This is a genomic window from Pseudomonas sp. TNT2022 ID1044 (assembly GCF_028656895.1).
GTDB lineage: Bacteria > Pseudomonadota > Gammaproteobacteria > Pseudomonadales > Pseudomonadaceae > Aquipseudomonas > Aquipseudomonas reinekei.
The window spans coordinates 47181-72300 of sequence record NZ_JAMDHB010000007.1 but is presented as its reverse complement, the minus strand read 5'-3'; the positions used below and the strand labels follow the sequence as shown (position 1 = coordinate 72300).

At 60.0% G+C, this 25120-nt stretch carries 24 protein-coding genes; 12 read left to right on the top strand and 12 right to left on the bottom strand.

The annotated features are described in order from the left end of the window. Positions 1–35: 35 nt before the first annotated feature. The 5 genes from M5G20_RS10665 (at position 36) to aqpZ (ending at position 5233) form a co-directional block, all read left to right on the top strand. Positions 36–959, top strand: a complete 924-nt coding sequence (locus M5G20_RS10665) for a LysR family transcriptional regulator (RefSeq protein ID WP_150734967.1) — start codon at positions 36–38, stop codon at positions 957–959. Positions 960–973: 14 nt separating this feature from the next. After that, positions 974–1777 carry an alpha/beta fold hydrolase gene (locus M5G20_RS10660; RefSeq protein ID WP_273919104.1) on the top strand — a complete coding sequence of 268 codons (804 nt, stop codon included), beginning with the start codon at positions 974–976 and terminating at the stop codon, positions 1775–1777. Between the two features lie 3 nt (positions 1778–1780). Further along, entirely contained in the window at positions 1781–2338 is a 558-nt protein-coding gene (locus M5G20_RS10655; protein WP_150734969.1) for a peptidylprolyl isomerase, read from the top strand. 92 nt (positions 2339–2430) lie between these two features. Further along, positions 2431–4263 carry an ABC transporter ATP-binding protein gene (locus M5G20_RS10650; RefSeq protein WP_273919103.1) on the top strand — a complete coding sequence of 611 codons (1833 nt, stop codon included), beginning with the start codon at positions 2431–2433 and terminating at the stop codon, positions 4261–4263. A gap of 271 nt (positions 4264–4534) precedes the next feature. Beyond that, positions 4535–5233 (top strand): aquaporin Z, encoded by a 699-nt coding sequence (aqpZ, locus tag M5G20_RS10645; protein WP_273919102.1) that lies wholly within the window; start codon positions 4535–4537, stop codon positions 5231–5233. A gap of 16 nt (positions 5234–5249) precedes the next feature. Here the strand turns inward: aqpZ and M5G20_RS10640 are convergent, their stop codons facing one another. Then, the gene (locus M5G20_RS10640) at positions 5250–6374 is read right to left on the bottom strand and encodes a GNAT family N-acetyltransferase (protein ID WP_273919101.1); all 1125 of its coding nucleotides are present in this window, start codon (positions 6372–6374) and stop codon (positions 5250–5252) included. A 283-nt stretch (positions 6375–6657) separates the two neighbouring features. Between M5G20_RS10640 and M5G20_RS10635 the strand changes: the two genes are divergently transcribed. Beyond that, a complete protein-coding gene (locus M5G20_RS10635; RefSeq protein ID WP_273919100.1) occupies positions 6658–7974 on the top strand; it encodes a putative porin in 1317 nt (438 codons plus the stop codon). Positions 7975–8108: 134 nt separating this feature from the next. Here the strand turns inward: M5G20_RS10635 and M5G20_RS10630 are convergent, their stop codons facing one another. The 10 genes from M5G20_RS10630 to M5G20_RS10585 all read right to left on the bottom strand — a co-directional run bounded on the left by M5G20_RS10630 (position 8109) and on the right by M5G20_RS10585 (position 16763). After that, the gene (locus M5G20_RS10630) at positions 8109–9161 is read right to left on the bottom strand and encodes an AI-2E family transporter (RefSeq protein ID WP_273919099.1); all 1053 of its coding nucleotides are present in this window, start codon (positions 9159–9161) and stop codon (positions 8109–8111) included. Between the two features lie 68 nt (positions 9162–9229). Beyond that, positions 9230–10036, bottom strand: a complete 807-nt coding sequence (locus tag M5G20_RS10625; RefSeq protein ID WP_273919098.1) for a DUF4892 domain-containing protein — start codon at positions 10034–10036, stop codon at positions 9230–9232. 8 nt (positions 10037–10044) lie between these two features. Further along, entirely contained in the window at positions 10045–10704 is a 660-nt protein-coding gene (locus M5G20_RS10620) for a glutathione S-transferase family protein (protein WP_273919097.1), read from the bottom strand. Positions 10705–10754: 50 nt separating this feature from the next. Next, entirely contained in the window at positions 10755–11609 is an 855-nt protein-coding gene (locus tag M5G20_RS10615) for an alpha/beta hydrolase (protein ID WP_273919096.1), read from the bottom strand. After that, positions 11606–12409, bottom strand: a complete 804-nt coding sequence (locus M5G20_RS10610; RefSeq protein WP_273919095.1) for an alpha/beta fold hydrolase — start codon at positions 12407–12409, stop codon at positions 11606–11608. The genes M5G20_RS10615 and M5G20_RS10610 overlap by 4 nt, the downstream gene beginning before the upstream one ends. Before the next feature lie 197 nt (positions 12410–12606). Next, positions 12607–13050 (bottom strand): hotdog fold thioesterase, encoded by a 444-nt coding sequence (locus tag M5G20_RS10605; protein ID WP_273919094.1) that lies wholly within the window; start codon positions 13048–13050, stop codon positions 12607–12609. 31 nt (positions 13051–13081) lie between these two features. Further along, a complete protein-coding gene (locus M5G20_RS10600; protein ID WP_273919093.1) occupies positions 13082–14737 on the bottom strand; it encodes an AMP-binding protein in 1656 nt (551 codons plus the stop codon). Positions 14738–14907: 170 nt separating this feature from the next. After that, positions 14908–15363: a phosphohistidine phosphatase SixA gene (gene sixA / locus M5G20_RS10595; RefSeq protein WP_273919092.1), complete on the bottom strand. Its 456-nt coding sequence runs from the start codon at positions 15361–15363 to the stop codon at positions 14908–14910. Then, complete coding sequence (locus M5G20_RS10590) at positions 15360–15707, bottom strand: DUF4389 domain-containing protein (protein ID WP_056853113.1); 348 nt, start codon at positions 15705–15707, stop codon at positions 15360–15362. The genes sixA and M5G20_RS10590 overlap by 4 nt, the downstream gene beginning before the upstream one ends. A gap of 30 nt (positions 15708–15737) precedes the next feature. Beyond that, positions 15738–16763 (bottom strand): NAD(P)H-dependent glycerol-3-phosphate dehydrogenase, encoded by a 1026-nt coding sequence (locus M5G20_RS10585; protein ID WP_273919091.1) that lies wholly within the window; start codon positions 16761–16763, stop codon positions 15738–15740. A 195-nt stretch (positions 16764–16958) separates the two neighbouring features. Between M5G20_RS10585 and M5G20_RS10580 the strand changes: the two genes are divergently transcribed. From M5G20_RS10580 to M5G20_RS10555, 6 genes are all read left to right on the top strand, one after another. Next, complete coding sequence (locus tag M5G20_RS10580) at positions 16959–19082, top strand: TonB-dependent receptor plug domain-containing protein (RefSeq protein WP_273919090.1); 2124 nt, start codon at positions 16959–16961, stop codon at positions 19080–19082. Position 19083: 1 nt separating this feature from the next. Continuing rightward, positions 19084–20016 (top strand): ABC transporter substrate-binding protein, encoded by a 933-nt coding sequence (locus tag M5G20_RS10575; RefSeq protein WP_273919089.1) that lies wholly within the window; start codon positions 19084–19086, stop codon positions 20014–20016. Then, on the top strand, positions 20013–21914 hold the full coding sequence (locus tag M5G20_RS10570) for an ATP-binding protein (RefSeq protein WP_273919088.1): 1902 nt from the start codon (positions 20013–20015) through the stop codon (positions 21912–21914). Before M5G20_RS10575 ends, M5G20_RS10570 begins: the two co-directional genes overlap by 4 nt. A gap of 247 nt (positions 21915–22161) precedes the next feature. Beyond that, complete coding sequence (gene fabA, locus M5G20_RS10565; RefSeq protein ID WP_003227150.1) at positions 22162–22677, top strand: 3-hydroxyacyl-[acyl-carrier-protein] dehydratase FabA; 516 nt, start codon at positions 22162–22164, stop codon at positions 22675–22677. 11 nt (positions 22678–22688) lie between these two features. Beyond that, positions 22689–23909 (top strand): beta-ketoacyl-ACP synthase I, encoded by a 1221-nt coding sequence (fabB, locus tag M5G20_RS10560; RefSeq protein ID WP_007957797.1) that lies wholly within the window; start codon positions 22689–22691, stop codon positions 23907–23909. 382 nt (positions 23910–24291) lie between these two features. Then, positions 24292–24480 carry a hypothetical protein gene (locus M5G20_RS10555; protein WP_273919087.1) on the top strand — a complete coding sequence of 63 codons (189 nt, stop codon included), beginning with the start codon at positions 24292–24294 and terminating at the stop codon, positions 24478–24480. 70 nt (positions 24481–24550) lie between these two features. Here the strand turns inward: M5G20_RS10555 and M5G20_RS10550 are convergent, their stop codons facing one another. Next, positions 24551–25093: a DUF2058 domain-containing protein gene (locus M5G20_RS10550; RefSeq protein WP_273919086.1), complete on the bottom strand. Its 543-nt coding sequence runs from the start codon at positions 25091–25093 to the stop codon at positions 24551–24553. Positions 25094–25120 lie beyond the last annotated feature (27 nt).

Here is a 25120-nt window from a genome sequence, read left to right as displayed (position 1 = left end):
AAGAACTGCCCAGCTTAGGACAAGAGGAGCTCATCATGAAAGCGCCCCGCGTGACCCTTGATCAATGGCGAACACTTCAGGCCGTGGTCGACCACGGCGGTTTCGCCCAGGCCGCCGAAGCGCTGCATCGCTCGCAATCGTCTGTCAGCTACACCGTAGCGCGGATGCAGGACCAGCTCGGCGTGCCCTTGCTGCGCATCGACGGGCGCAAAGCCGTGCTGACCGAAGCTGGTGGCGTGCTGCTGCGCCGCTCTCGGCAACTGGTGAAACAGGCCAGTCAACTGGAAGACCTGGCCCATCACATGGAGCAAGGCTGGGAAGCTGAAGTGCGCCTGGTGGTCGACGCCGCCTACCCGAGCGCCCGCCTCGTCCGCGCCTTGACCGCGTTCATGCCGCAAAGCCGCGGTTGCCGGGTGCGCTTGCGCGAAGAAGTATTGTCGGGGGTTGAGGAAGTGCTGCTCGAAGGCGTGGCCGACCTGGCCATCACCGGGTTCAGCATTCCGGGTTACCTCGGGGCGGAATTGAGCGAGGTCGAATTCGTCGCGGTCGCCCACCCCGAACATTCCCTGCATCGCCTCAACCGCGAACTGAATTTCCAGGATCTGGAAAGCCACATGCAAGTGGTCATCCGCGACTCCGGTCGCCAGCAACCACGGGACGTCGGCTGGCTTGGCGCCGAACAGCGCTGGACCGTCGGCAGCCTGGCCACCGCAGCGACGTTCGTCGGCAGCGGTCTGGGGTTCGCCTGGTTGCCACGGCACATGATCGAACGGGAACTCAAGGAAGGCACGCTCAAGCTGCTACCTTTGGATCAGGGCGGCAGCCGTAACCCGAGTTTTTACCTGTATTCGAACAAGGACAAACCGCTCGGGCCCGCGACGCAGATTCTTGTCGAATTACTGCGCACCTTCGACACCGCACCACTGGACGCACCGTTCGCCGCCCCTGAACAAGCCTGACACGGAGTGTATGCATGGCCTATTTCGAACACGAAGGTTGCAACCTGCACTATGAGGAATACGGCCACGGCACGCCGTTGCTGCTGGTCCACGGGCTGGGATCAAGCACCCTGGACTGGGAAAAACAAATCCCCGCACTGGCTGCCCGCTACCGGGTGATCGTCCCGGATGTGCGCGGCCACGGGCGCTCCGACAAACCCCGTGAGCGCTACAGCATCGCCGGCTTCAGTGCCGACCTGGTCGCGCTGATGGAGCATCTGAACCTGGGCCCGACACATTATGTGGGACTATCGATGGGTGGCATGATCGGTTTTCAACTCGGTGTCGATCAGCCACAACTGCTGAAAAGCCTGTGCATCGTCAATAGCGCGCCCGAGGTCAAGCTGCGTAGCCGCGATGATTACTGGCAGTGGTTCAAGCGCTGGAGCCTGATGCGCGTACTCAGCCTGCGCACCATCGGCAAAGCCCTGGGCGGCAAGCTGTTCCCCAAACCCGAGCAGGCAGATTTGCGACAAAAAATGGCCGAACGCTGGGCAAAAAACGACAAACATGCTTATCTCGCCAGCTTCGATGCCATAGTCGGTTGGGGTGTACAGGAACGACTGTCGAAGGTGTCCTGTCCAACCCTCATCGTCACCGCCGACCACGACTACACTCCGGTCGCGCTGAAAGAAAACTATGTAAAACTGCTGCCCGATGCGCGGCTGGCAGTGATCGCCGATTCGCGTCACGCCACCCCGCTGGACCAACCCGAACGCTTCAATCAAACGCTGCTCGAATTTCTCACCGCAGTCGACACCACCCATCAGGATCACTGACCCATGTTGAAAAAAATCGCCCTCGCCGCTGGTTCCGTTCTGTTTGCCGCCAACCTGATGGCCGCAACGCCTGCCAAGGCGCCGCATGTTTTGCTGGAAACCACCAACGGCCAGATCGAAATCGAACTGGACCCGGTCAAGGCCCCGATCAGTACCAAGAACTTTCTTGAGTACGTCGACAGCGGCTTCTACAACAACACGATTTTCCACCGTGTGATTCCGGGCTTCATGGTCCAGGGCGGCGGGTTTACCCAACAAATGCAGCAAAAAGAAACCAAGGCGCCGATCAAGAACGAGCACAACAACGGCCTGGTCAACGTTCGTGGCACCTTGTCCATGGCCCGCACCTCCGTGCCGGATTCGGCCACCAGCCAGTTCTTCATCAACGTCAAGGACAATGATTTCCTCGATCAGGGTGACGGCTACGCAGTGTTCGGCAAAGTGGTCAAAGGCATGGACGTGGTCGACATCATTGTCAATTCGCCAACCACCGTTCGCAGCGGCATGAAAGACGTACCGGCTGACCCGGTGTTCATCAAGTCGGCCAAACGCATCGACTGAAACCAGGCTGGACAAGGATGTCCGAGCCGTTGCCGGTGCTGCCGGCAACGCTAAAACCGTTGAAGGAGAGCCCGTTCGCGGGTAAATAACCGATGCTTTATCGCCGTTTTGAAAAACTGATCGACATCTTCCGCGACCCTCCGACAGCCGCCCCCCCGGACCGCGTTCTGCCCTTCTATACCTATTACCTCAAACAGGTCTGGCCGAGTTTTGCCGCTCTGCTGATCGTCGGCCTGTTCGGCGCATTGATCGAAGTGGCGCTGTTCAGTTACCTGAGCCGCATCATCGATCTGGCCCAGGGCACACCCAACGCTGACTTCTTCAAGGAACACGGTCTGGAACTGACCTGGATGGTGGTGGTAGCGCTGATCCTGCGACCGGTGTTCGTCGGCCTGCATGACTTGCTGGTGCACCAGACGCTGAGCCCCAGCATGACCAGCCTGATCCGCTGGCAAAACCACAGTTACGTGCTCAAGCAGAGCCTGAATTTCTTCCAGAACGACTTTGCCGGGCGCATCGCCCAACGCATCATGCAGACCGGCAACTCCCTGCGCGACTCCGCCGTGCAAGCGGTGGACGCGCTTTGGCACGTGTTGATCTACGCCATCAGTTCACTGGTGCTGTTCGCCGAAGCCGACTGGCGCCTGATGATCCCGTTGCTGACCTGGATCGTCGCCTTTATCAGCGCCCTTTACTACTTCGTGCCACGGGTCAAGGAACGCTCGGTCGTGTCTTCCGATGCGCGCTCCAAGCTTATGGGGCGAATCGTCGATGGCTACACGAACATCACCACGCTGAAGCTGTTTGCCCACACCAACTTCGAACAGCAATACGCTCGCGAGGCGATCAAGGAACAAACCGAAAAAGCCCAGTTGGCCGGCCGTGTGGTCACCAGCATGGACGTGGTCATCACCAGCATGAACGGCCTGTTGATCGTTGGTACCACCGGCCTCGCGTTATGGCTGTGGACGCAGTCGTTGATCAGCGTGGGTGCCATCGCCCTGGCCACCGGGCTGGTGATCCGTATCGTCAACATGTCCGGCTGGATCATGTGGGTGGTCACCGGTATTTTCGAAAACATCGGCATGGTCCAGGACGGTTTGCAGAGTATCTCGCAACCGGTCAGCGTCACCGACCGCGACCAGGCCAAACCCTTGGCCGTGGCCAGGGGCGAAGTGCGTTTCGAGAACGTGGACTTCCACTACGGCAAGCGGAGCGGGATCATCGGCGGGCTCAACCTGACGATCAAACCCGGCGAGAAAATCGGCCTGATCGGACCGTCCGGTGCCGGCAAATCAACACTGGTCAATCTGCTGTTGCGTCTCTATGACGTCGAAGGCGGGAAGATTCTCATCGACGGCCAGAACATCGCCGATGTCAGCCAGGAAAGCCTGCGCGAACGGATCGGCATGATCACCCAGGACACGTCGCTGCTGCACCGCTCGATCCGCGACAATCTGCTTTACGGTAAACCTGACGCCACCGATACCGAACTCTGGGAAGCGGTACACAAGGCCCGGGCCGACGGGTTTATCCCGGCGCTGTCGGACGCTGAAGGCCGCCTCGGTTTCGATGCCCACGTGGGTGAGCGCGGGGTGAAACTCTCCGGTGGTCAGCGTCAGCGGATCGCCATTGCTCGCGTCTTGCTCAAGGACGCGCCGATCCTGATCATGGACGAAGCCACATCGGCACTGGACTCGGAGGTCGAAGCCGCCATCCAGGAGAGCCTCGAAACCCTGATGCAGGGCAAAACCGTCATCGCCATCGCCCACCGGCTCTCGACCATTGCCCGTATGGACCGGTTGGTGGTGCTGGAGAACGGCAAGATCGCCGAAACCGGTAGCCATGCTGAATTGCTGGCGTTGGGCGGGTTGTATGCGCGGTTGTGGCAGCATCAGACGGGTGGGTTTGTCGGGATTGATTGATCTCCTGAACAAAACCCGATCCTTGCTCGCGATAGCGGTGAGTCAGACGACAGATACGTCTGTCATCGCGAGCAGGCTCGCTTCAGATGTCGAGTGATGCCTGAAAAACCCAAAAAACCGCCAGGCTCCGTTAACGACGCAGGCTGGCGGTTTTTATGTCTGCTGGAATTCTGAAAAAACCATGCTGTACTTACTTCAACGTTCTGGAGATGGTTCTGCAGTCCATCGGCTGGATGCTCAAGGCTGCATAATCTCGAAAGGGCACACTCCTATGTCTCTGTTAAAACGTTCGGCGACTGAGTTGGTAGGTACTTTCTGGCTGGTGTTGGGTGGTTGCGGCAGTGCAGTGCTGGCCGCTGCGTTCCCGGATGTCGGTATCGGTTTGCTGGGGGTATCCCTGGCGTTTGGCTTGACGGTACTGACCATGGCATTCGCCATTGGCCATATATCCGGTTGTCACCTCAACCCGGCGGTGTCATTGGGGTTGGTGGTTGGCGGACGTTTCCCGTCCAGGGAACTGCCGGCCTACATCATTGCGCAGGTCATTGGCGGCGTGATTGCAGCCGCCCTGCTGTACTTCATTGCCAGCGGCAAACCCGGTTTCGAGCTGGCGGGAGGCCTGGCGTCCAACGGCTTCGGCGAACATTCCCCTGGCGGCTATTCGATGGCGGCGGGGTTTGTCTGTGAGCTGGTGATGACCGCCATGTTCATCCTGATCATCCTCGGCGCCACCGACAAACGGGCGCCCGCGGGGCTTGCGCCGATCGCCATCGGCCTGGCCCTGACCCTGATCCACCTGATTTCGATCCCGGTCACCAATACCTCGGTCAACCCGGCACGCAGCACCGGACCGGCGCTGATCGTCGGCGGTTGGGCGATTCAGCAATTGTGGATGTTCTGGGTGGCACCGCTACTCGGCGCAATCGTCGGTGGTGTGCTTTATCGCTGGTTGGGCAAGGAAGAAACCTGACCGGGCACCGCGAGGATCAGCCTTGCCGGTAAGGCAAGGCCGTCCTCGCCTCGTCCGCGTAGGCCAATACCCCAATCCGCTCTTGCTGCAAAAAGTCCTTCACGGCCGCTTTCAATCCCGGATGACGCAAGTAATGCCAGGAGTGCGTGATGACGGGCTCGAACCCGCGAATCAACTTGTGCTCACCCTGCGCGCCGGCATCGAACCGCTGGAAGCCATGGGCAATCGCATAATCCATGCCTTGATAAAAACAGGTCTCGAAGTGCAGGCGATCGAACTCCGCCAGACATCCCCAGTAACGCCCGTAAAAACTGTCGCCCCCAACCAGACTGAAGGCCATCGCCACCGGCCGTGAGCCTTGTCTGGCCAACACCACGCGTATGGACTGCGGCATGCGCTCAGCCAACAAACTGAAAAACGCTCGTGTCAGATAGGGCCTTTGCCGACGCACCGCGTAGGTATTGGCATAGCAGGCGTAGACGAAATCCCACAACGACTCGGTCAATTCCCGGCCTTCGAGCCACTCGAAATCGAACCCCTGCCCCGCCACCTGTTCCCGCTCCTTGCGCATCTGTTTGCGCTTGCGTGAGCTCAGTGCATCAAGAAAATCCTGAAAGTCCCGGTAGCCGCGGTTTTGCCAGTGGTACTGGCACCCGACCCGTTGCAGCCAGCCTGGCTGCCCGGCCAGTGCGGCGTCGGTGAAAGGGTCCGTGAAGTTGATGTGAGCGCTGGACAACTGTTCGATCTCAAGATAGCCCGGCAGGCTTTTCAGTAGCTCGAAACCGTCCTCGACGCGGGCGGCCAGCAAGCGCGGCCCACTCACCGGGCTGAAGGGTACGGCGGTCAAAAGCTTGGGGTAGTAATCGATTCCGGCACGTTCGCAGGCGTCCGCCCAGGCGTGATCGAACACGTACTCGCCGTAGGAATGCCACTTGCGATAACTGGGCAAGGCAGCGATCAGACGATCACCTTCGATGTGCAGCAAATGCTCGGGTTGCCAGCCGGAATGGGGCCCGACGCTGCCGCTGTCTTCCAGCGCACTCAGGAACGCGTGGCATAGAAATGGCTGTGTCTCGGGCACCAACGCATCCCATCTTTGCGCGGCGATGTCGGACAGACTTTCCAGGCGTTGCAACGGCATTACACATCTCACTCATTGATGGCGTGAAAGCTTCGCGAGTATCGCCTATCGCCCTCCGTTGCACACGATCAATTCGACGACAACGTTCTAAATCAATAGTTCGCAAAGACTTTGTATCGTCATCGACATGACATCACATTGCCACTGCCCTGTAATAAACCATCGCGATACTGGCGCCTGTTTTTAGAGCGTCGGGTTCTAACCCGGCCACTGTTTTCCGTCCATCAATGGTCGGTTGTGCCCTGGATGGCTCAGCCATCCACTCTCATCTTCGGAGATTGATATGCGTCTTGCTTCCACGAAAACTGCGGCAGCCCTGTGTGGCGGTCTGTTGCTGGCCATGAGTGTTCCAGCCAGTGCCGCAGTCGACGCCAAACTGCTCGACATGCTCAAGGCAAACGGCTCGATTACCAACGCGCAGTACAGCGAACTGCAAGCCGAACTGGCCCGGGATCAGAAAGAACAGCAAATCGCCCGTCAGGCTCAGCAAGAGACCAACGAGCAGATCGCAGCCACCGCGAAGAAAACCAACGAACTGAGCTCTTTCGATCAGAAACTGGCGTGGGCTGCCAAGACCCAATTCAAGGGTGACGTGCGCTTCCGTCAGGAAAACGTGCACAACGACGGCGTTTCGAACAACAAAGACCAGGACCGCCAGCGTATTCGTGCCCGTCTGGGTGCCTACACCCAAATCAACCCGCAAGTCGACACCGGTATCCGCATCGCTACCGGCAACAACGATGACGCGCGTTCCACCAACCAGAGCCTGGACAACTACTTCGACAAGAAGCAGATCTGGCTGGACCAGGGTTACGTCGACTACCACCCTGACGCCATCAAGAACCTGCACATCGTTGGCGGCAAGATGCCACAGCAATGGGTGAGCATGGGTGACGTGATCTGGGATGGCGATATCAGCCCTGAAGGTCTGTCGGTCTCGTACAAGTACCCGCTGAGCGGCAGCACCGAGCTGTTCGGTAGCGCCGGTCACTACACCCTCAAGGACAACGTCGACGGCGACGGCGTGCAATTCAAACACGACCTGCGCCTGTACGCAGGCCAGTTGGGTGCGCGCTTCGGCATCACCGACAACCTGAAACTGACCCTGGGTGGCAGCGTCTACGGCTACGACAACGACGACGACATCACCGCGGGCGGCACCACGATCCCGGCCGCACTGGCCGTCAACGGCAACAGCCCGAACGAGCAGTTCAAACTGTTCGAAGGTTTTGGTCAGCTCGATATCGGCGGCTTGCCAATGCCGCTCTCGTTGTACGGTCAGTACGTCAACAACGACGACGCCAGCAACGATCAGGATACTGCCTGGCTGGCCGGTGTGAAGACCAAGGTCTACGGTTTTGCCATCGACTACAACTACCGCGACGTACAGCGTAACTCCGTGGTTGGCGCTTTCACCGACTCCGACTTCGCCAACGGCTTCACCGGTTCGCGTGGCAGCAAGTTGAAAGTGAGCTACGAGCTGGACAAGAACTTCAACCTCGGCGCGACGTACTTCATGGCTAACTCCGACTACACCAACGCCACGCTCAAAGACTCCGACATCAACACCCTGCAACTGGATGCTGAAGCGAAGTTCTGATTCACCCCGCCATACGACTCGGGCAAGGAAGCCCGAGACGCTTTTTCAGCCTTGCGTTGGTCTGACGGTCCCCATCATCCGTCCGCCGGACCAGCGCGAGTCTGTTTACTGACCTCCCGCCCTATCGCCTCGATTCAGCGACGATCCTCTACCCGCGACTGGCTTTTGCTCCAGTCGGTCAACAGGCTGTACGCCACCGCCAGCAACGTCGGACCAATGAAGAGCCCGATGAAGCCAAACGCAATCAACCCGCCAAACACCCCTAGCAACACAATCACCAGCGGCAAGTTCCCGCCGCGACTGATCAGGTATGGCTTGAGCACGTTGTCCACGCCACTGATGATGAAGGTGCCCCAGATCCCGAGGAAAATCGCCATCCCGTATTCGCCTTTCCAGGCCAGCCAGGCGGTGGCCGGAATCCATACCAGCGGTGGCCCCATGGGGATCAGGCTGAGCATGAACGTGACGATGCCGAGCACCAAAGCCCCCGGCACTCCGGCAATCAGGAAGCCGATCAGTGCCAGTACGGCCTGGGCCGCGGCCGTACCGATCACGCCGTTCACTACCCGCTGCACCGTACCCGCCACCAATTCGATGTAGTATCCGGCGCGCTTGCCGATCAGGCGCTCCAGCAAGCCATGGACAAACGCCGCCAGTCGTGGCCCGTCGCGGTAGAAAAAGAACACGAAGACAATACTCAAGGTCAGTTCGAGAATGCCGCCGCCGATTTGTGCGCTACGCGCCAGCAGCCAGTTGCCGACCTGACCGAAGTAAGGCTTGAGCGAAGCCATCATGGCCGCGCCCTGCTGATCGATACTGTCCCAGATCCCCACCAGACGCCCGCCTACCAGCGGAATGCCGCCCAGCCAGGCCGGCGCTTGCGGCAGGCCATCGACCTGTACGTCCTTGATGAACGCCGTGGCATCACGCACATGATCCGCCAGGTTGAAACCCAGCCACACCAACGGCGCCGCCACCAGCACCATCCAGCCCACGGTCAACAGCCCCGCCGCGAGGGATTCCCGACCATTGAGCCAACGGGTCAACAAGCGCATCAGTGGCCAACTGGCAAACGCCAGCACCGCGCCCCAGAATAACGCCGACCAGAACGGCGCCATCACCCAGAGGCTCGCGCCAAATAGCACCAGGAGCAGGATCTGCACCAACAGCCGATCGTTATTGATCATCTAAAGTCTCGAAAAAACAGTCAGCAAAAGAGTCGGCGAACGCGCTGCACGCGTTCGCAGGGTAAAGCCTAGCGCAAGAGCTGGATGTGCAGGCCAGAGCCTTCGACGCTGCCGGTTTCCAGCCGCGCGGCACGCACGCCCTGACCGATCAGCGCCTGCCGCCAGGCTTCGGCGGTCGGCCCGGAAACACTGACCCGCAAAGTGGTGTCAAGGTTCAGGCCGCGGGAGATCAAGCGCAGCCAGGTGTCATCCGGTGCGTCCGTGAGTTTGGGGAAGTCGAGTTCGCCGGTGCTTTTGAGTTCACGCAGCAAGGTCGCCGAGGTCGGCAGCAAATCGCCCAGCGGCGCGGCGGCTTCAAACTGTTCGACGTGCAGGTAGGCTTTGCGATTGCCGCGGGTGATGCTGTAGAGCGCCACCAGGGTGTTGTCTTTCGGTGCCGCCAGGCGCAACAGCAGATAAGCCTGCCCATTGTCGGCACCGTAAAGCTTGGCGTTGCCGAACACCTCGTTGGCCCACAGGCTGCTTTCGCCGCAATCACGGGCCTGGCACCAGAACAGCAACTGCGCGTCCTGTTTCTGCAAGGCTTCGCGAGCGGCCGTGAATGCTTCGATGGACGAATGTTCCGGTGGCAACTCGTACGTCACCGACGTTGCATTGCCACGGGCGCTGACCTGGCCATCGAAACGCAACTGCCCGCTGATCTTGCGGATCGACCCCAGCGGGTAAATTCGCTCGATCTCGACCGGAGGGCGATAGTCGACGACCTGCGCATCGACCATGCTCGGCACGATCGGCAAATCCTGACTTCCCGGCACATCAGCGGCAAACAACAAGGGACTGAAACTGCACAGTGCCAGCAGACTGAAGGAACGCATGAATAGACTCATCGGATCAGCATGGCCTGGGCACCCTTGATGACACTCGCCTCATCGGCGCGTTGCGGCACCCGCAAGCCACGCTGCACCGCAGGACGAGCTTCCATGGTCGCCATCCAGCGTTGCAACGCCGTCAGCCCCTCTACCGATACCCCCGACCACTCGTAGCCACGTACCCACGGGAAGGTCGCAATGTCGGCGATGCTGTACTCGCCAGCCAGAAACTCAACGGCTTGCAGGCGCGTGTCGAGAACTTCATAGAGGCGGCGGGTTTCATGCTGGTAGCGATCGATCGCACCCTGGAGTTTTTCCGGAAAATAACGGAAAAACACGTTGGCCTGGCCCTGCATCGGACCGATGCCCCCCATCTGGAACATCAGCCACTGCATGACCACCGAACGCCCCTTGGGGTCGGTTGGCAACAACTTGCCGCTCATTTCAGCGAGGTAAATCAGGATGGCGCCGGACTCGAACACGGCAAAATCGCCATTGGCGCGATCGACAATTGCCGGAATCCGGCCATTGGGGTTGATCTTGAGGAAGTCCTCGGACTTCTGTTCCTTCTTGTCGAAACTCAGGGCATGCACCGTGTAGGGCAGGCCGAGTTCCTCGAGCACGATAGAGACCTTGTGGCCATTCGGGGTCGCAGCGGTGTACAGATCTATCATGGTTGTCTCCCATTTCAACCCGCCCAGCCTCGACAGTTGCCCGGTGCAAGTCAAGGAATGGCGAAGAACCTATTGAAACAGTCTGCGACAAGGTCGGCACCGGCCTCATCATTCAGGTGCAAATGATGGCCGCCTGGCAGCTGTTCAAGGCTAAAGGGTAGACGCTCCAGCAATTCAGGATGCCTGGCGAGCATACCGTCGGCAGCCACCACCAGTTTTGCCGGACAACTGAGCCGCTGGACGAAGGCCATCGCCTGTTCGGTCGTAAGACGCAGCGGTGATGGCAGCGTGAGGCGATTGTCGGTGCGCCAGGTGTAACCGCCCGGCACCGGCATCAAGCCACGTTGTGCCAGCAGCTCGGCGGCTTCGCGGCTGACCGCCACCAGCCCTTTCATGCGAGCCTCGACGGCGCGGTCGAGGGTAGCGTAGACCGGTTTGCGTTTTTCCCGCAGATCCAGCTGCGCTTGCAGGGCCATGCCCATGCGTTCGGCAGCATTTTCGCCCTTGTCTGTAGGAGGAATGACGCCATCGATCAGGGCCAGATGCGTAACACGTTCCGGTAGCGACCCGGCAATGATCAAGGAAGCGATCGCACCCATGGAGTGCCCCAGCAGCGCAAAGCGGTTGAGGCCCAATTGTTCGGCGACTTGCAGCACATCGTGGGCATAGTCCCACATGGCGTAACCCGCGCCGGGCGGGCGATGCCCGGAATGACCGTGCCCGGCCATGTCCAGCGCGATGATGCGCAAGCCTTTGAGCTTCGGCGCCAGGCGCGCGAAGCTGTTGGCGTTGTCGAGCCAGCCATGCAGGGCAATCACCGGCAAACCGTCTTCGGGGCCGAAAAGGTGCGCCGCCAACTCAATATGCGGCAGGCTCAGGCGGACTTCTTCGACGACATTGCTCATGCGCAATCCTGTTGGCGAGCGTCCCAGCGGCTGAACAGGTTTTTCAGCAGTCGGGCGGTGTCCTGCGGACGCTCGAGTGGAAACATGTGGCCACCGGGCATGGTCAGCACTTCGCCCTGCGGCAGGCGTCCGACCGAACTGACGTGATGGCGCATCACCACTCGGCTGTTGTGGCCGCGCACCACCGCCAGCGGCACCTGCAACTGTCGTGTGCTGCCGGGGCTGGTGTGTGGCACCCCGCGGAAGATGCTGATTTCCGTCGCAGGATCGAACCGCAGGCGCAGTTTGTTTCCGACCTTGTGCAAACCGTGCTGCAGGTAGGCTTCAAAACATTCGGCGTCGAAACCGCGAAACAAGGTTTTACCGGCGAAATAGTGGCGGGCGCTGTCCAGGTCGGCGAATTCTTCGCGCCGCCCCAGGGTGCGACCGGCCGGGGTCAGGCGATCGATGAAACCGAAACGTTTGGCGGCGCGGATCACCCATTGATCGGTACGGGTCAGCACGGGTGAGTCGAGCATCACCACCCCGCGATAGAAATGAGGACAACGCAGCGCGGCGTGCTGGTGCAGTACGCCACCAAACGAGTGGCCGACGCCCCAGACCGGTTCCGGTTGCTGCTCGAGGTGATGAATCAGCTCATCCACCAGGTTGTACCAGTTGTCGTCCGCCGGAAAACGCGGGTCATGGGCGTGCTGCTCCAGATGCGTCACCTGATACTCGGGCGCCAGCGCCGCGAACAGTTTGCCGTAGGTGCCCGAAGGGAACCCGTTGGCGTGGGCGAAAAATATCTGTTGCGACATACCGGCAAATCCATGAGCGAGAACAGGTGTTGATTGTCCGTAAGAGCGGACCCAATGGCAATGACCGTAACTGACAGGAATGATGACAGTCCGGTCAAACCCATGAACCTGTGGCGAGCGAGCAGATGCCCGGGTGAAGGTGATTGGGGCCGCTTCGCGACCCAACGGGAGCAAGCTCCCTCGCCACAACAGATGGCTCAACGCGCTGGCGGATTCTCACCCAGCGGCACCACCGCCATGGTCAACCGCGAGACGCAACTGGCCTTGCCCTCATCACTGGTCAGCCGAATGTCCCAGACATGGGTCGTGCGCCCGATGTGAATCGGCTTGGCCACCGCCGTCACCCGCCCACTGCGCAGGCCGCGCAAATGGTTGGCGTTGATTTCCAGGCCCACGCAGTAAAACTTGCTGGCGTCGATGCACAAGTAACTGGCCATGGAGCCCACGGACTCGGCCAGCACCACCGAAGCACCGCCGTGCAGCAAACCGTAAGGCTGATGGGTGCGGTGGTCGATGACCATGCTCGCGGTCAGCGACTCTTCATCGAAGGCTTCGAAACGGATGTCCAGCACTTCGCCGATGGTGTTTTTCTGGATTACATTCAACTGTTCGATGTTGGGGGTGGTGCGCCACAGACTCATCGCTGATTTCCTTATTGGTTTTGTTCGTGACTCAATCCTGCCACAGCACCGCTTCGCTGCGCTCGCTCCATTCTTCGAAGTGCCCACCGTAAGCCGCTTCGATGACGTTGCGCTTGATCTTCAGGGTCGGCGTGAGAAAACCGTTTTCCACCGCCCAGCTGTCCTTGACCACCACCAGACGCCGCAAGCGTTCGTGCTTGTCGAGTGCGCCATTGACCTCTTCGAGAAGTTTTTCCAGGCTCGAATGCAGCCCTGCACGCGCCTCCTGTTGCCCGACGGCCGAAAGCACGCACAGCCCCAACGGCGCACTCAAGCCATCCCCCACCACACACACCTGTTCAATGCGCGAATGCACCGCCAGGCGATTTTCAATCGGTGCCGGCGCCACGTATTTGCCCTTGCTGGTCTTGAAGATTTCCTTGAGACGCCCGGTCAGGCGCAGGTTGCCTTCGGCGTCCTCTTCACCTTTATCACCGGTACGCAGAAAGCCGTCCTCGGTAAGGGTGTCAGCGGTTTTCTGCGGCTCCTTGAAGTAGCCGAGCATGGTCGCGCCGCTGCGCACCAGCACCTCGCCTGAATCCTCAATGCGCACTTCGACCTCCGGGCACGGCTTGCCGATCCAGCCGGGTTTATTCTGGCCGGGCAGGCAGATGTGCGAGTAACCACAGCTTTCGGTCATGCCGTAGACCTCCAGCACGTCCAGCCCCAGTTTGCGGTACCACAGCAGTAAGGTCAGAGGCACCGGCGCCGCGCCGGACAAGGCCACGCGCAGCGCATCGAGCCCCAGCCCGGCGAGGACCTTATGCCCTGCCCGCTTGCCGATAATCGGCAAACCGAGCAAAAAATCGAGGCGTTTTGCCGGGATCTTGCTGTACACGCCCATCTGGAATTTGGTCCAGATGCGTGGAACGCCAAACAGCGCAGTCGGCCGCGCACGTTTCAGGTCGGTGAGAAAGGTGTCGAGGCTCTCGGCAAAAAATACGGTTTGCCCGGTATAAATAGAGGCCAGTTCGACGAACATCCGTTCGGCCACATGGCACAGCGGCAGGTAGGACAACAGCCGGTCCGACTCGTTAAGGCCAAACAACGAAGTGCCGCGCGTGGTGGCGAACCCCAGGTTGCCGAAGCTGTGCATCACGCCTTTGGGCATGCCGGTGGTGCCGGAGGTGTAGATGATCGTCGCGAGTTGATCGGCGGCAGGCTTGGGGTCGTCCTGGATCGGCGAGCTGCCTTGCAGGTCGGCCCAGCTGAAATCGAAGGTGCCCGGCGGATGCAGCGGCAGGCTGATCGTCACCAGTTCCGGGCTGACCCCGCGCGACATCCCGGGCCAGTCGTCGAGTTTGCCAATGAACGCCAGCGCCGCTTCAGAATGCTCCAGCACCTGGGCCACGGATTCGGCCGTCAGGTTCGGATACAGCGGCACCGAGACATGGCCTGCCATCCAGATCGCGAGGTCGGCAATGATCCAGTGCGCGCAATTTTTCGAGATCAGGGCGATGTGGCTGCCTTGAGGCAATTCCCGCGCTCGCAACCAGTGTGCCGCACAGCGGGCCTGATGACCGACGTCAGCCCAGGTCAGGGTCTCGACTTGCCCACCACCCATGGGCTGAACCAAAAAGCGCTGGCGCGGATGACGCGCCTCTCGCTCGTAGAAAACGTCCAGCGGCAAACGAAAGGCAGCAGACATGCGACTCGCTCCTGTTTTTTTTGGTCTGGAGCAAGCGTAGTCAACCAAGCAAGTGCTTGGTTAAATATTTGTAAGGAAAAAACAGATCAACGGATCGCAGCCTTCGGCAGCCCTCTACTGAGGGCACACCCTCCAATGTAGAAGCTGTCGCAGGTTGCGATCCGTTGCTTTCAGGGATGCTTGATGCTGTCGAGCTTCATTGACCCGACCAGCAGTTCGCCACCGCTGAGCTCTGCCAGCCCGGCGGTGCTGACCCTCTCCGGCGGATGCCCGGCGCCATGCTGCAGGTAGCTCAGCAGATTCCCCACCAGCGGGTTGTGGCTGACCAGCAGCACGTCGCTTACCGCAACCATCTGCTCGGCCACTTTGTCCGGGTCGGTGTCCGGGGTCAGCCATTCGACGGTACGGATTTCCGGTTCGAAACCCAATGCTTCGCGCACCAGCTGCGCCGTTTGCTGTGCCCGCAGGTACGGGCTGGCGTAAATGGCAGTCAGCGGTTGTCCGATCAACTTTGCAGCGCTGCTCAACACTTCCTGTCGACCGTGCTCCGTCAGTTCCCGCTCCGAATCGTGGGAGCGGGAGCCGTGTGGCACGGCTTCACCATGACGCAATACCCAGAGTTTCATAGCTTGGGTTCCTCATCTCGGGCCGGATGCGGAGCAGGCGCCACGACGTGCGGCGCTTCACCTTCCGGCGTACGCGGCGTCGGCCAATCGGCGAACGGCCAAGGCTTCTGGTCGCTGTGAAAACTGCCGAAACGACCGATCTGCGCCAGGAACTGGCTCAGACTGTCGCCGAAGTTCATCAAACTGGCGCTCGGCGCGCCGTAAATCAAACGATAGATCAACTGCACCAGCACCACGGCGCCAAGGATGAATTGCGCCACTTGCCAGACCAGCACAAAAACGACCATCCACAACACCCGCAGCAGAATGGATTCGTACTTGGCTTCAACTTTCTGATCGTTCATGTCTCACTCCGTTCCGGTTAGGTGGTGGGCTCAGTTGAATCCGCTGGTGGAAATAAAGTCGACATCGGTTTTCGGCTCGCCGCGCATCAGCAATCCGATCACCTGTTCGAGCGTGCGCCCTTCGAAGAGAATCGCATGCAACCCGGCGACCAGCGGCATGTACACGCCCACTTCCTGGGACTTGGCCTTGAGCACCTTGAGGGTATTCACGCCTTCGGCCACTTCGCCCAGTCGATTGACCGCCTCTTCCAGGCTCAAGCCCTGACCGAGGGCAAAGCCGACCTGATAGTTGCGGCTTTTTGGCGACGAGCAGGTCACGATCAAATCGCCCACGCCCGCCAGGCCGAGGAAAGTCATCGGGTTGGCGCCCTGATTCACCGCGAAACGGGTCATTTCCGCCAGTGCCCGGGTGATCAGCATGCTCTTGGTGTTTTCGCCCATCTCCAGTGCCACCGCCATGCCGGCGATGATTGCGTAGACGTTTTTCAACGCCCCGCCCAGCTCCACGCCAAAACGGTCGGCGCTGGCGTACACGCGAAAGGTGCGGCCATGCAGCACAGCCTGGACCTGCTCGCAGAGTGCTTCGTCTTCGCTGGCGACCACCGTCGCGGTCAGCGCATGTTCGGCGATCTCGCGCGCCAGGTTCGGCCCGGACAACACGCCAATGCGCGCTTGCGGGGCGATCTCTTCGAGGATCTGGCTCATCAGTTTGAAGGTGTGGGCTTCGATACCTTTAGTCAGGCTCACCAACATTTTACCGCTCAGAAGTTCGGCATGCGGGGCCAGCACCGAGCGCAACGCGCTGGAGGGCAGCGCAACGAAACTCAGATCGCAGGCTTCAAGGGTGGCGTGCAGGTCGGTCACCGGCACTACGCCGGGCAGAATCTTGATGCCCTTGAGGTAACGCGGGTTCTCGCGATTGACCCGAATGGCCTCGGCCTGTTCGGGATCGCGCATCCACTGCAGGACCTGATGCCCGTTTTCGGCCAGCAGGTTTGCCACGGCGGTACCAAAACTTCCGCCTCCCAGGACCGCAATCGGGCGCTGTTCAGTCATATGTATTCCGTTAATCCATACCAGTGGCGATGTCGGCATTATACGGAGCGTCCCAGTGTCGGCCAGCCCCTGCGTCAATTACCGGCGCACGTTGAAAGAAGCCGAATAAAACCGAGGAAAATGCTGACATCGTGACTGGAAAAGTCGTCGGCCTCGGTTAACATGCGCGCCATCAATTGCAAACAAGGATGTGTTGTGTCACTGGGTTGCGCTTCACCCCGCTCGCCGTTGGTACTGGCGCTGGTCTTCAGCTCGCCATTGCTGGCTGACGATTTGTTCCTCGACAGCGAGCCGTTGCCGCAGGTGCTGACGGCCACGCGCCTGAAACAGTCGCCGGCTGCCGTGCCGGGAAGCATGACCGTGATCGACAGCGCACTGATCAACGCCAGTGGCGCCCGGGACATCAGTGAAGTGCTGCGGTTGGTGCCGGGGATGATGGTCGGCAACATCAGCGGCAACCAGGCGACGGTGAACTATCACGGCACCAGCGCCAGCGAAGCACGACGCATGCAGGTGCTGATCGACGGTCGCTCGGTGTACCGCGCCGGCCTGTCCACGGTGGACTGGAGCGACATTCCGGTGGCCATGGAGGATATCGAGCGCATCGAAGTTTTCCGCGGCCCGAACACCGTCAGCTATGGCGCCAATGCATTGATGGCGGTGGTCAATGTCATCACGCGCAACCCGGCCGACAGCCATGGCACGCGGATGAAGGTCACTCGCGGCCAACGCGGCATCAACGACTTTTACGCCAGCCAGGGCGTGGGTTGGAGTGACGGCGATATGCGCCTGTCCCTGTCCGGCCAGCAAGACGACGGCTTCGACAGCGACCGCAACGGCGCCGATTATCGCGACAGCCGCCGTTTGAATCGTTTCAACCTCGCCGTCAGCCAGGCGCTCGACGAACGCCAAAGCCTCGATTGGCAGTTGAACGCCAAAGAAGGCAGTAACCAGCGGCCTTATACCTACCGCCCAGTGTTTTCGGGGATTACCCGTGCCGGCGACAATTCCGACGTCACCGCCAAGGACTACGCCGGTTCGTTGCGCTGGAACCTCGACATCAATCCCGATCACAGCCTTTATATACAGGGCTCGGCCCAGCATTGGGATCGCCAGCAAACCTGGCGTGCGTGCGATGCCGAGGTGTCGTTCAGCCCGCAGCTGACCGAACTCTGGCAGCTCAACCCGGATTACACCGAACGCCTGGCACGCAACATCGAACGCTTCACCGGCCCCGGCGCCCCTCCCGGCGATCCAGCCCAGCAAGCGCTGGCCAACCAGGCGCTTGATCAATGGCGAAATGGCGCCCGGCAGACCGTCTGCGGCGACATCGACCAAAGCACCCGGGAAACCCGCTACGATCTGGAGCTGCAGGACACCCTGAGCCTGACCGATAGTCTGCGACTGGTCAGCGGCTTGAACTATCGTTATGACCGGGCAGATTCCGAGACCTACTTCAATGGCACGCTCGATGACACCACGTGGCGGACATTCGGCCAACTCGAGTGGCGCGCCAGCGAACACTGGTTGCTGCAAGGCGGCGCCATGTTCGAAGACACCCAGTTGATCGGCAGCTCGCTGACTCCGCGCGTGGCGGTCAACTACCTGATCAACCCGCGTCACGGCTTGCGTGCGGTGTACTCCGAAGCCATCCGTTCGCCAGACATGTTCGAGAACAGCGTCAACTGGAGTTACCGCGTTACTAACCTGCAACCGGCTGCCTATGGCCAGTCCAGCGCCCGTTATTTCGTCAAGACCCGCGGCCCCGGCGATCTCGACCAGGAACACATGCGCTCTCGTGAGCTGGGCTACAACGGTTACTTTGCTCAAGAGAGGCTGGCGGTCGATGTGAAGCTGTTCCATGACGAAATCACCGGCATGATCAGCGAACCGCTGCGCAACAATCAGTACATCGCCAGCAACGCCAACACGGCCCGATTTTCCGGAGCGCAAACCCAGCTTGACTGGCGAGTTGGCACCGCCGACCGTCTGCGCTTCACCTACGCCTACGTCGATGCCGACGCGAGCAATCCCCAGGATGTACAACAGACCGCACGCAACAGTGGTTCCGCCGGCTGGATGCGTGACTGGGGGCAAGACTGGAACAGCGCGCTTTTCTATTACGGTGACGACGCTTTGAACGGCTACCGCTTCGAACGGATCGACACGCGTATCGCCAAACGTATCCGCCTGGGTAAAGCCAGCCTGGAACTGGCCGGTGTGCTTCAGCAGCGCCTGGACCATCAACCGACCACCTTCGCCGACAACAATTATGACGAGCGCCGAGTGATGTACTTCAGTGCGGAGCTGGCGTTTTAAGATGGCGCAGTGTCCGCCACGCCAGACGCCAGGCCTGGGCCATCTGCTGGCCATGCTGTGCCTGGTGATTAGTGGCTGGCTAGGCAGCCTTTCGGCCAATGCCGCGGACATTCTGTTGACTGGCGCCGAAGACAGCGCCGGCGTGCAATCCTTCGTCGAGGCACTGCGCGAGTTGCGGCCCGCGGACCACGTGCGTTTTCAGGCGCTGGCCAAACTGCCGGCGCCGGGCAAACTGCCGGCGGATATCCGCTTGATCCTGCTCGATCTGCCAAGCCTCGACTGGCGCCTGCAAGACAACCAGGGCCCGGCGACTCTGGTGCTGCGCATCAGCCGCCTGCAAGCCCGGCAACACTTGGGCGACGCCCTGCCCCCGCGCCTGAGCCTGCTCTGGAGTGATCCACCGCTGGATCGCCAACTGCGCCTGACCCGGATCCTCCTGCCCCAAGTGAAACGGGTTGGCGTGCTGTATGACAATCACAGCGAATTCCTCTTGAAGGAGTTGCGTCAGGCCGCTCACCCGCTGGGACTTGAGGTGGTCACCGAACGCTGGGACAACACTCAGGACAGTCGCCCCTTGCAAACCCTGCTCGACAAAAGCGACGTATTGCTCGGCCTCGATGATCCCGACCTGTACAACTCGAAAACCGCGAAAAACCTGTTGCTGAGCAGCTATTCACGACAACTGGCGCTGATCGGCCCTAACGCCGGGTTCGTCAAGGCCGGAAGCCTGGCCAGCAGTTACAGCGATCAGAGCGATTGGCTGGTGATTCTCGATCGACTGCTGGACCAGCCAACCGCCACCTGGCCGCGCACGTATTATCCGCCGCGCTTCAAAGTCTCAAGCAATCCACAGGTCGCTCGTTCATTAGGTATTGAACAGATAAACGAAGCGTCTGTCGCAACACTGTTGGCTGAAGGAGAACGCCGCCCATGACCTTCCGACGCCGTTGGGACATCAATACCCGCACCCAGATCATCAGCCTCGGCCCGGCCCTGCTGCTGACGTTGCTGTTGATCAGTTTCTTTACTTTCGTGCGGATCCAGGACCTGCGCCAGGAGCTCAACCACACCGGCCAGCTCATCGCCAACCAACTGGCGCCCGCCACGGAATACGGGGTGATATCCGGCAACAACGAAGTGCTTGAAAGCCTGCTCAAAGCCACGCTCGCCACGCCCAACGTGCGTTTTCTGGAGGTCCAGGACAGCGCCAACCGGATTCTGGTGTACGTCGAGCAGCCGTCGGCAAGCCATAACCGCCCGCATCAGGTCGAAGTGTTCCAGGCGCCCGTGCGGCTGCAGCGGGTCCCGCTGCACAACGATTTCTTCCAGAACAACAAGGTCGTCGCCACCGCTCCCGCCGAGGATTATCTGGGCCGGGTGATCGTCGGGTTGTCCAACGACGCGTTCAGTCAGCGCCAGCAGGAAATCCTGCTCAAGGCGGCCATCCTGGCACTGTTCGCCCTGCTATTTACTTTCCTGCTGGCTCGACGCCTGGCCGGGAGTCTGTCGCAGCCCATCCGTGATATCGGCAACGCGGTCAAGGCGATTCAGGAGGGCGACTACAAGACGCCGCTGCCGATCGTCGACGACACTGAACTGGGCGCGCTGTCGCAACACATCAACAACCTCGCCAGCGGCCTCGAGCAGGCCAGCCGCGAACAGCATCAAGCGATGGCGCAACTGATCCAGACCCGCGAAGAAGCAGAAAAGGCCAACAACGCCAAGTCAGACTTCCTGGCCATGATGAGCCACGAATTGCGCACGCCCATGAACGGCGTACTCGGCATGCTGCAGCTGCTGGAAACCACCGAAATGACCGAGGAGCAGGTCGAGTACGCGGCGCTGGCCTCGGAGTCCACCGAACACTTGCTCAAGGTCATCAATGACATTCTCGATTTCTCGCGGATCGAACGCTCGGAGCTGGAGCTGGAACACATCCCGCTCAACCTTGCCGACCTGATCAGCGCCTGCGCCCAGTCCTTCCAGCACAGCGCTGCGCAACGCGGGCTCGCATTGCAGTTGCAGATCCCCGAGGACATGCGCGCGTTGCAGGTTCAGGGCGATCCGACGCGGATTCGCCAGATCCTGGTGAACCTCATCGGCAACGCGTTGAAGTTCACAGAACAAGGCCGCGTGACGATCGAACCACAGTGGCAATCGCTGGACCACGAGCTGTTGTGGTTTACCTGCAGCGTGCGCGACAGCGGCATCGGTATTGCGGCCGACAGCCTGGAGTTGATGTTCAATGCGTTCCAGCAGGCCGACAGTTCTATCTCAAGACGCTACGGCGGCACCGGCCTGGGCCTGCCGATTGCCCGCACGCTCGCCGAACGCATGGGCGGGACCTTGCGAGCCCAGAGCGAAGAAGGTCGTGGCTCGGTGTTCACGCTGGAAATCCCGTTGGCGCTCTATCAACAGGCCTTGCCGGTGCTGGCCGCACGCACGCCCTCGGGCAATGGCGATGGTGAGGGCCGCAATGTGCTGCTGGTCGAAGACAACCCGGTCAATCAAACCGTCATCGAGGCAATGTTGCGCAGTCTGGGCTTTACTGTCAGCGTCGCTGCCGATGGCGCGCAGGCTGTGCGCAGTGCCGAGAGTCTGATTTTCGAAGCGATCCTCATGGACTGTCGTCTGCCGATCATCGACGGTTATGAAGCCACCCGACAGATCCGCCAATTGCCCGGTTGCACCGACCTGCCGATCATCGCCCTGACCGCCAATGCCTTGCAGGGCGACCGCGAAGCCTGCTTGTCGGCAGGGATGAACGATTACCTGGCCAAGCCGTTCAAACGTAATGATCTACAGCAAATTCTGCAGCGCTGGGTGCAGTAGTACAGGCCTTTCGACCATCTGTGACTGGCGTGAAAGGCGAAAGTGCGGCAGTCTTAGGCACCCGAACAGGCCCGAAAAGGGGCTTGAATAAAAATTTCAGTGCACAAGTGTACATTCATGTCCTTGGTGCTGTGACTTTCACCACAACGCAATAGTCTATGAGTAGGCTGCCGGTTCGAGGCATGAACGCTTCGATCGGCCGGGAAGATTTGCCCCACCTGCCGCATGGGACTATTGAGGAGCTCGCATGACCAAACAAAACGCCTTTACCCGGGAAGATCTGCTGCGCTGCAGTCGCGGTGAGCTGTTCGGCCCAGGTAACGCGCAACTGCCCGCCCCGAACATGCTGATGGTTGATCGCATCACCCTGATCAGCGAAGAGGGTGGCAAGTACGGCAAAGGTGAATTGGTCGCCGAGCTGGATATCAATCCGGACCTGTGGTTCTTCGCTTGCCACTTCGAAGGTGATCCGGTGATGCCGGGCTGCCTGGGCCTCGACGCCATGTGGCAACTGGTCGGCTTCTTCCTGGGCTGGCAGGGTCTGCCGGGCCGCGGTCGTGCATTGGGTTCGGGCGAAGTGAAATTCTTCGGCCAGGTCCTGCCGACCGCCAAGAAAGTCACCTATAACATTCATATCAAACGCGTCCTCAAGGGCAAGCTGAACCTGGCCATCGCCGACGGTTCGGTCACTGTCGACGGTCGCGAAATCTACACCGCCGAAGGCCTTCGGGTCGGCGTGTTCACCTCCACTGACAACTTCTAAGGGTTATTCGCATGCGCCGCGTCGTTATCACTGGTCTGGGCATCGTTTCGTGCCTGGGCAATGACAAAGAGACCGTCTCCGCTAACCTGCGTGCAAGCCGCCCTGGCATCCGGTTCAACCCGGAATATGCTGAAATGGGTCTGCGTAGCCAGGTTTCCGGCTCCATTGACCTCAACCTTGAAGAACTGATCGATCGCAAGATCTATCGTTTCGTCGGCCACGCGGCAGCGTATGCCTACCTGGCCATGAAAGACGCCATTGCTGACTCCGGCCTGACCGAAGAGCAAGTATCCAATCCGCGTACCGGCCTGATCGCCGGTTCCGGTGGCGCATCGACCCTGAACCAGATGGAAGCGCTGGACATCCTGCGCGAAAAAGGCGTCAAGCGCGTCGGCCCATACCGCGTAACGCGGACCATGAGCAGCACCGTTTCCGCTTGCCTGGCCACTCCGTTCAAGATCAAGGGCCTGAACTACTCCATCGCGTCTGCCTGCGCCACCAGTGCTCACTGCATCGGTACCGCCATGGAACAGATCCAGATGGGCAAGCAGGACATCGTTTTCGCCGGCGGCGGTGAAGAAGAGCACTGGAGCCAGTCGTTCCTGTTCGATGCCATGGGCGCACTGTCCAGCAAGCGTAACGACACCCCGGAACAAGCCTCCCGCGCCTACGACGCTGACCGTGACGGTTTCGTCATCGCTGGCGGTGGCGGCATGGTCGTGGTTGAAGAGCTGGAACACGCTCTGGCCCGCGGCGCGAAGATCTACGCGGAAATCGTTGGCTACGGCGCGACGTCCGACGGCTACGACATGGTTGCCCCGAGTGGCGAAGGCGCGATCCGCTGCATGCAGCAGGCGCTGTCCACCGTCGACACCCCGATCGACTACCTGAACACCCACGGCACCTCGACGCCGGTCGGCGACGTCGCGGAAATGAAAGGTGTGCGTGAAGTGTTCGGCGACAAGGCTCCGGCCATCAGCTCCACCAAGAGCCTGTCGGGTCACTCCCTGGGCGCCGCCGGCGTTCACGAAGCGATCTACTGCATGCTGATGATGGAAGGCAACTTCATTGCCGGCTCCGCCAACATCGACGAGCTGGACCCTGAAGTGGCCGACCTGCCGGTGCTGACCAAGACCCGCGAAAACGCCACCATCAACACCGTGATGAGCAACAGCTTCGGTTTTGGTGGCACCAATGCCACGCTGGTGCTGAAGCGCTGGGAAGGCAAGTAATTCCCCGCTGAGCCGCACATAAACGCCCCGACTGGTTCGGGGCGTTTTTTTATCCCTCAAAAACACTCCCTTGTGGGATCGACCTGCTCGCGAAGGCGGCGTGAGCGTCGATAATTTTGTTGACCTTGATGCCCTCTTCGCGAGCAGGCTCGCTCCCACAGGGTCAGCGTTTTGCCCACGGGTCTTGCGCATGAACATGAAGCTTTTGTCATGAAACTTAAGGCCCTGCGACTGAATGTCGCGCATTTCAAGGCCTGCAGGATTTTTTCCGGTTTTGCAAAAATCCCTTTCCAAATTCAGTCGTTTACTTAGCAAGCTACCAAATCATATAACTGAGTCCTGCACACGCCTTGCTGCAGATAACAGAAATTGGAGCTAGCAGATGACTGTAAAAGTAACTGAACGCGACGATTCACATATGTCCCATGAAGGCGTAGCCGCCGGCATTCGGATCTGGGACGTGTACCAACAAGACCTGCTGGTCGGGATGTTCCACTCAGAGACTGACGCTCACAATTACAAGACCGAACTGGAAACCCAGGAGCAGCAACGAACGCTACGCTCCGCTTGAGCAATGACAGCATTGAAAACGACAAACCCCGCCATGAGCGGGGTTTGTCTTTAATGCAGACTTGAACGACTTACCACATCAGATCGTCAGGGATCTGATAGGCCGCGTACGGATCGTCCTCGATAGCAACCTCTTCAGTCTTCACGTTCAACTGAACGATGCGCTGTGGGTCACGCTCCTGGATCTTCAGCGCCGCTTCACGTGGAATCACCTCGTAACTACCGGCGTGGTGCACGATGGCCAGGGAGCCGTTGCTGAGCTTGTTGCGCATCAGCGTGTTGACCGAGAGGCGTTTGACCTTCTTGTCGTCGACGAAGTTGTAGTAGTCCTCGGTCGTCAACTTCGGCAGGCGCGTGGCTTCGATCAATTGCTTGATCTGCGCAACACGGGCCTTGGCCTCGGCTTTTTCCTTCTGCTGACGATTGAGCTCCTGATCGCGCTTGACCTTCTCGGCCATGGCTTCCTGAGCGGCACGTTGCTGGGAATCATCCAGTTCAACCTGACCTTTGTGGGCCAGACGCTGTTGCTTCTGTTTGTCTTTGCTGACCTGCTTGGCCTGCTTCTGGTTGACCAGCCCTGCTTTGAGCAACTGGTCGCGAAGGGAAATGCTCATGGTGCTTATTACTCACTTAGGCAACTG

What these genes read in the sequence shown, in the direction of transcription:
- M5G20_RS10555 (WP_273919087.1), top strand. Translation starts at nt 24,292, where the DNA reads ATGACTGTAAAAGTAACTGAACGCGACGATTCACATATGTCCCATGAA.
- M5G20_RS10600 (WP_273919093.1), bottom strand. Translation starts at nt 14,737, where the DNA reads ATGTCTGCTGCCTTTCGTTTGCCGCTGGACGTTTTCTACGAGCGAGAG.
- M5G20_RS10635 (WP_273919100.1), top strand. Translation starts at nt 6,658, where the DNA reads ATGCGTCTTGCTTCCACGAAAACTGCGGCAGCCCTGTGTGGCGGTCTG.
- M5G20_RS10610 (WP_273919095.1), bottom strand. Translation starts at nt 12,409, where the DNA reads ATGTCGCAACAGATATTTTTCGCCCACGCCAACGGGTTCCCTTCGGGC.
- M5G20_RS10550 (WP_273919086.1), bottom strand. Translation starts at nt 25,093, where the DNA reads ATGAGCATTTCCCTTCGCGACCAGTTGCTCAAAGCAGGGCTGGTCAAC.
- sixA (WP_273919092.1), bottom strand. Translation starts at nt 15,363, where the DNA reads ATGAAACTCTGGGTATTGCGTCATGGTGAAGCCGTGCCACACGGCTCC.
- M5G20_RS10605 (WP_273919094.1), bottom strand. Translation starts at nt 13,050, where the DNA reads ATGAGTCTGTGGCGCACCACCCCCAACATCGAACAGTTGAATGTAATC.
- M5G20_RS10615 (WP_273919096.1), bottom strand. Translation starts at nt 11,609, where the DNA reads ATGAGCAATGTCGTCGAAGAAGTCCGCCTGAGCCTGCCGCATATTGAG.
- M5G20_RS10640 (WP_273919101.1), bottom strand. Translation starts at nt 6,374, where the DNA reads ATGCCGTTGCAACGCCTGGAAAGTCTGTCCGACATCGCCGCGCAAAGA.
- M5G20_RS10620 (WP_273919097.1), bottom strand. Translation starts at nt 10,704, where the DNA reads ATGATAGATCTGTACACCGCTGCGACCCCGAATGGCCACAAGGTCTCT.
- M5G20_RS10665 (WP_150734967.1), top strand. Translation starts at nt 36, where the DNA reads ATGAAAGCGCCCCGCGTGACCCTTGATCAATGGCGAACACTTCAGGCC.
- M5G20_RS10650 (WP_273919103.1), top strand. Translation starts at nt 2,431, where the DNA reads ATGCTTTATCGCCGTTTTGAAAAACTGATCGACATCTTCCGCGACCCT.
- M5G20_RS10630 (WP_273919099.1), bottom strand. Translation starts at nt 9,161, where the DNA reads ATGATCAATAACGATCGGCTGTTGGTGCAGATCCTGCTCCTGGTGCTA.
- M5G20_RS10655 (WP_150734969.1), top strand. Translation starts at nt 1,781, where the DNA reads ATGTTGAAAAAAATCGCCCTCGCCGCTGGTTCCGTTCTGTTTGCCGCC.
- M5G20_RS10660 (WP_273919104.1), top strand. Translation starts at nt 974, where the DNA reads ATGGCCTATTTCGAACACGAAGGTTGCAACCTGCACTATGAGGAATAC.
- aqpZ (WP_273919102.1), top strand. Translation starts at nt 4,535, where the DNA reads ATGTCTCTGTTAAAACGTTCGGCGACTGAGTTGGTAGGTACTTTCTGG.
- M5G20_RS10570 (WP_273919088.1), top strand. Translation starts at nt 20,013, where the DNA reads ATGACCTTCCGACGCCGTTGGGACATCAATACCCGCACCCAGATCATC.
- fabA (WP_003227150.1), top strand. Translation starts at nt 22,162, where the DNA reads ATGACCAAACAAAACGCCTTTACCCGGGAAGATCTGCTGCGCTGCAGT.
- fabB (WP_007957797.1), top strand. Translation starts at nt 22,689, where the DNA reads ATGCGCCGCGTCGTTATCACTGGTCTGGGCATCGTTTCGTGCCTGGGC.
- M5G20_RS10585 (WP_273919091.1), bottom strand. Translation starts at nt 16,763, where the DNA reads ATGACTGAACAGCGCCCGATTGCGGTCCTGGGAGGCGGAAGTTTTGGT.
- M5G20_RS10575 (WP_273919089.1), top strand. Translation starts at nt 19,084, where the DNA reads ATGGCGCAGTGTCCGCCACGCCAGACGCCAGGCCTGGGCCATCTGCTG.
- M5G20_RS10590 (WP_056853113.1), bottom strand. Translation starts at nt 15,707, where the DNA reads ATGAACGATCAGAAAGTTGAAGCCAAGTACGAATCCATTCTGCTGCGG.
- M5G20_RS10625 (WP_273919098.1), bottom strand. Translation starts at nt 10,036, where the DNA reads ATGCGTTCCTTCAGTCTGCTGGCACTGTGCAGTTTCAGTCCCTTGTTG.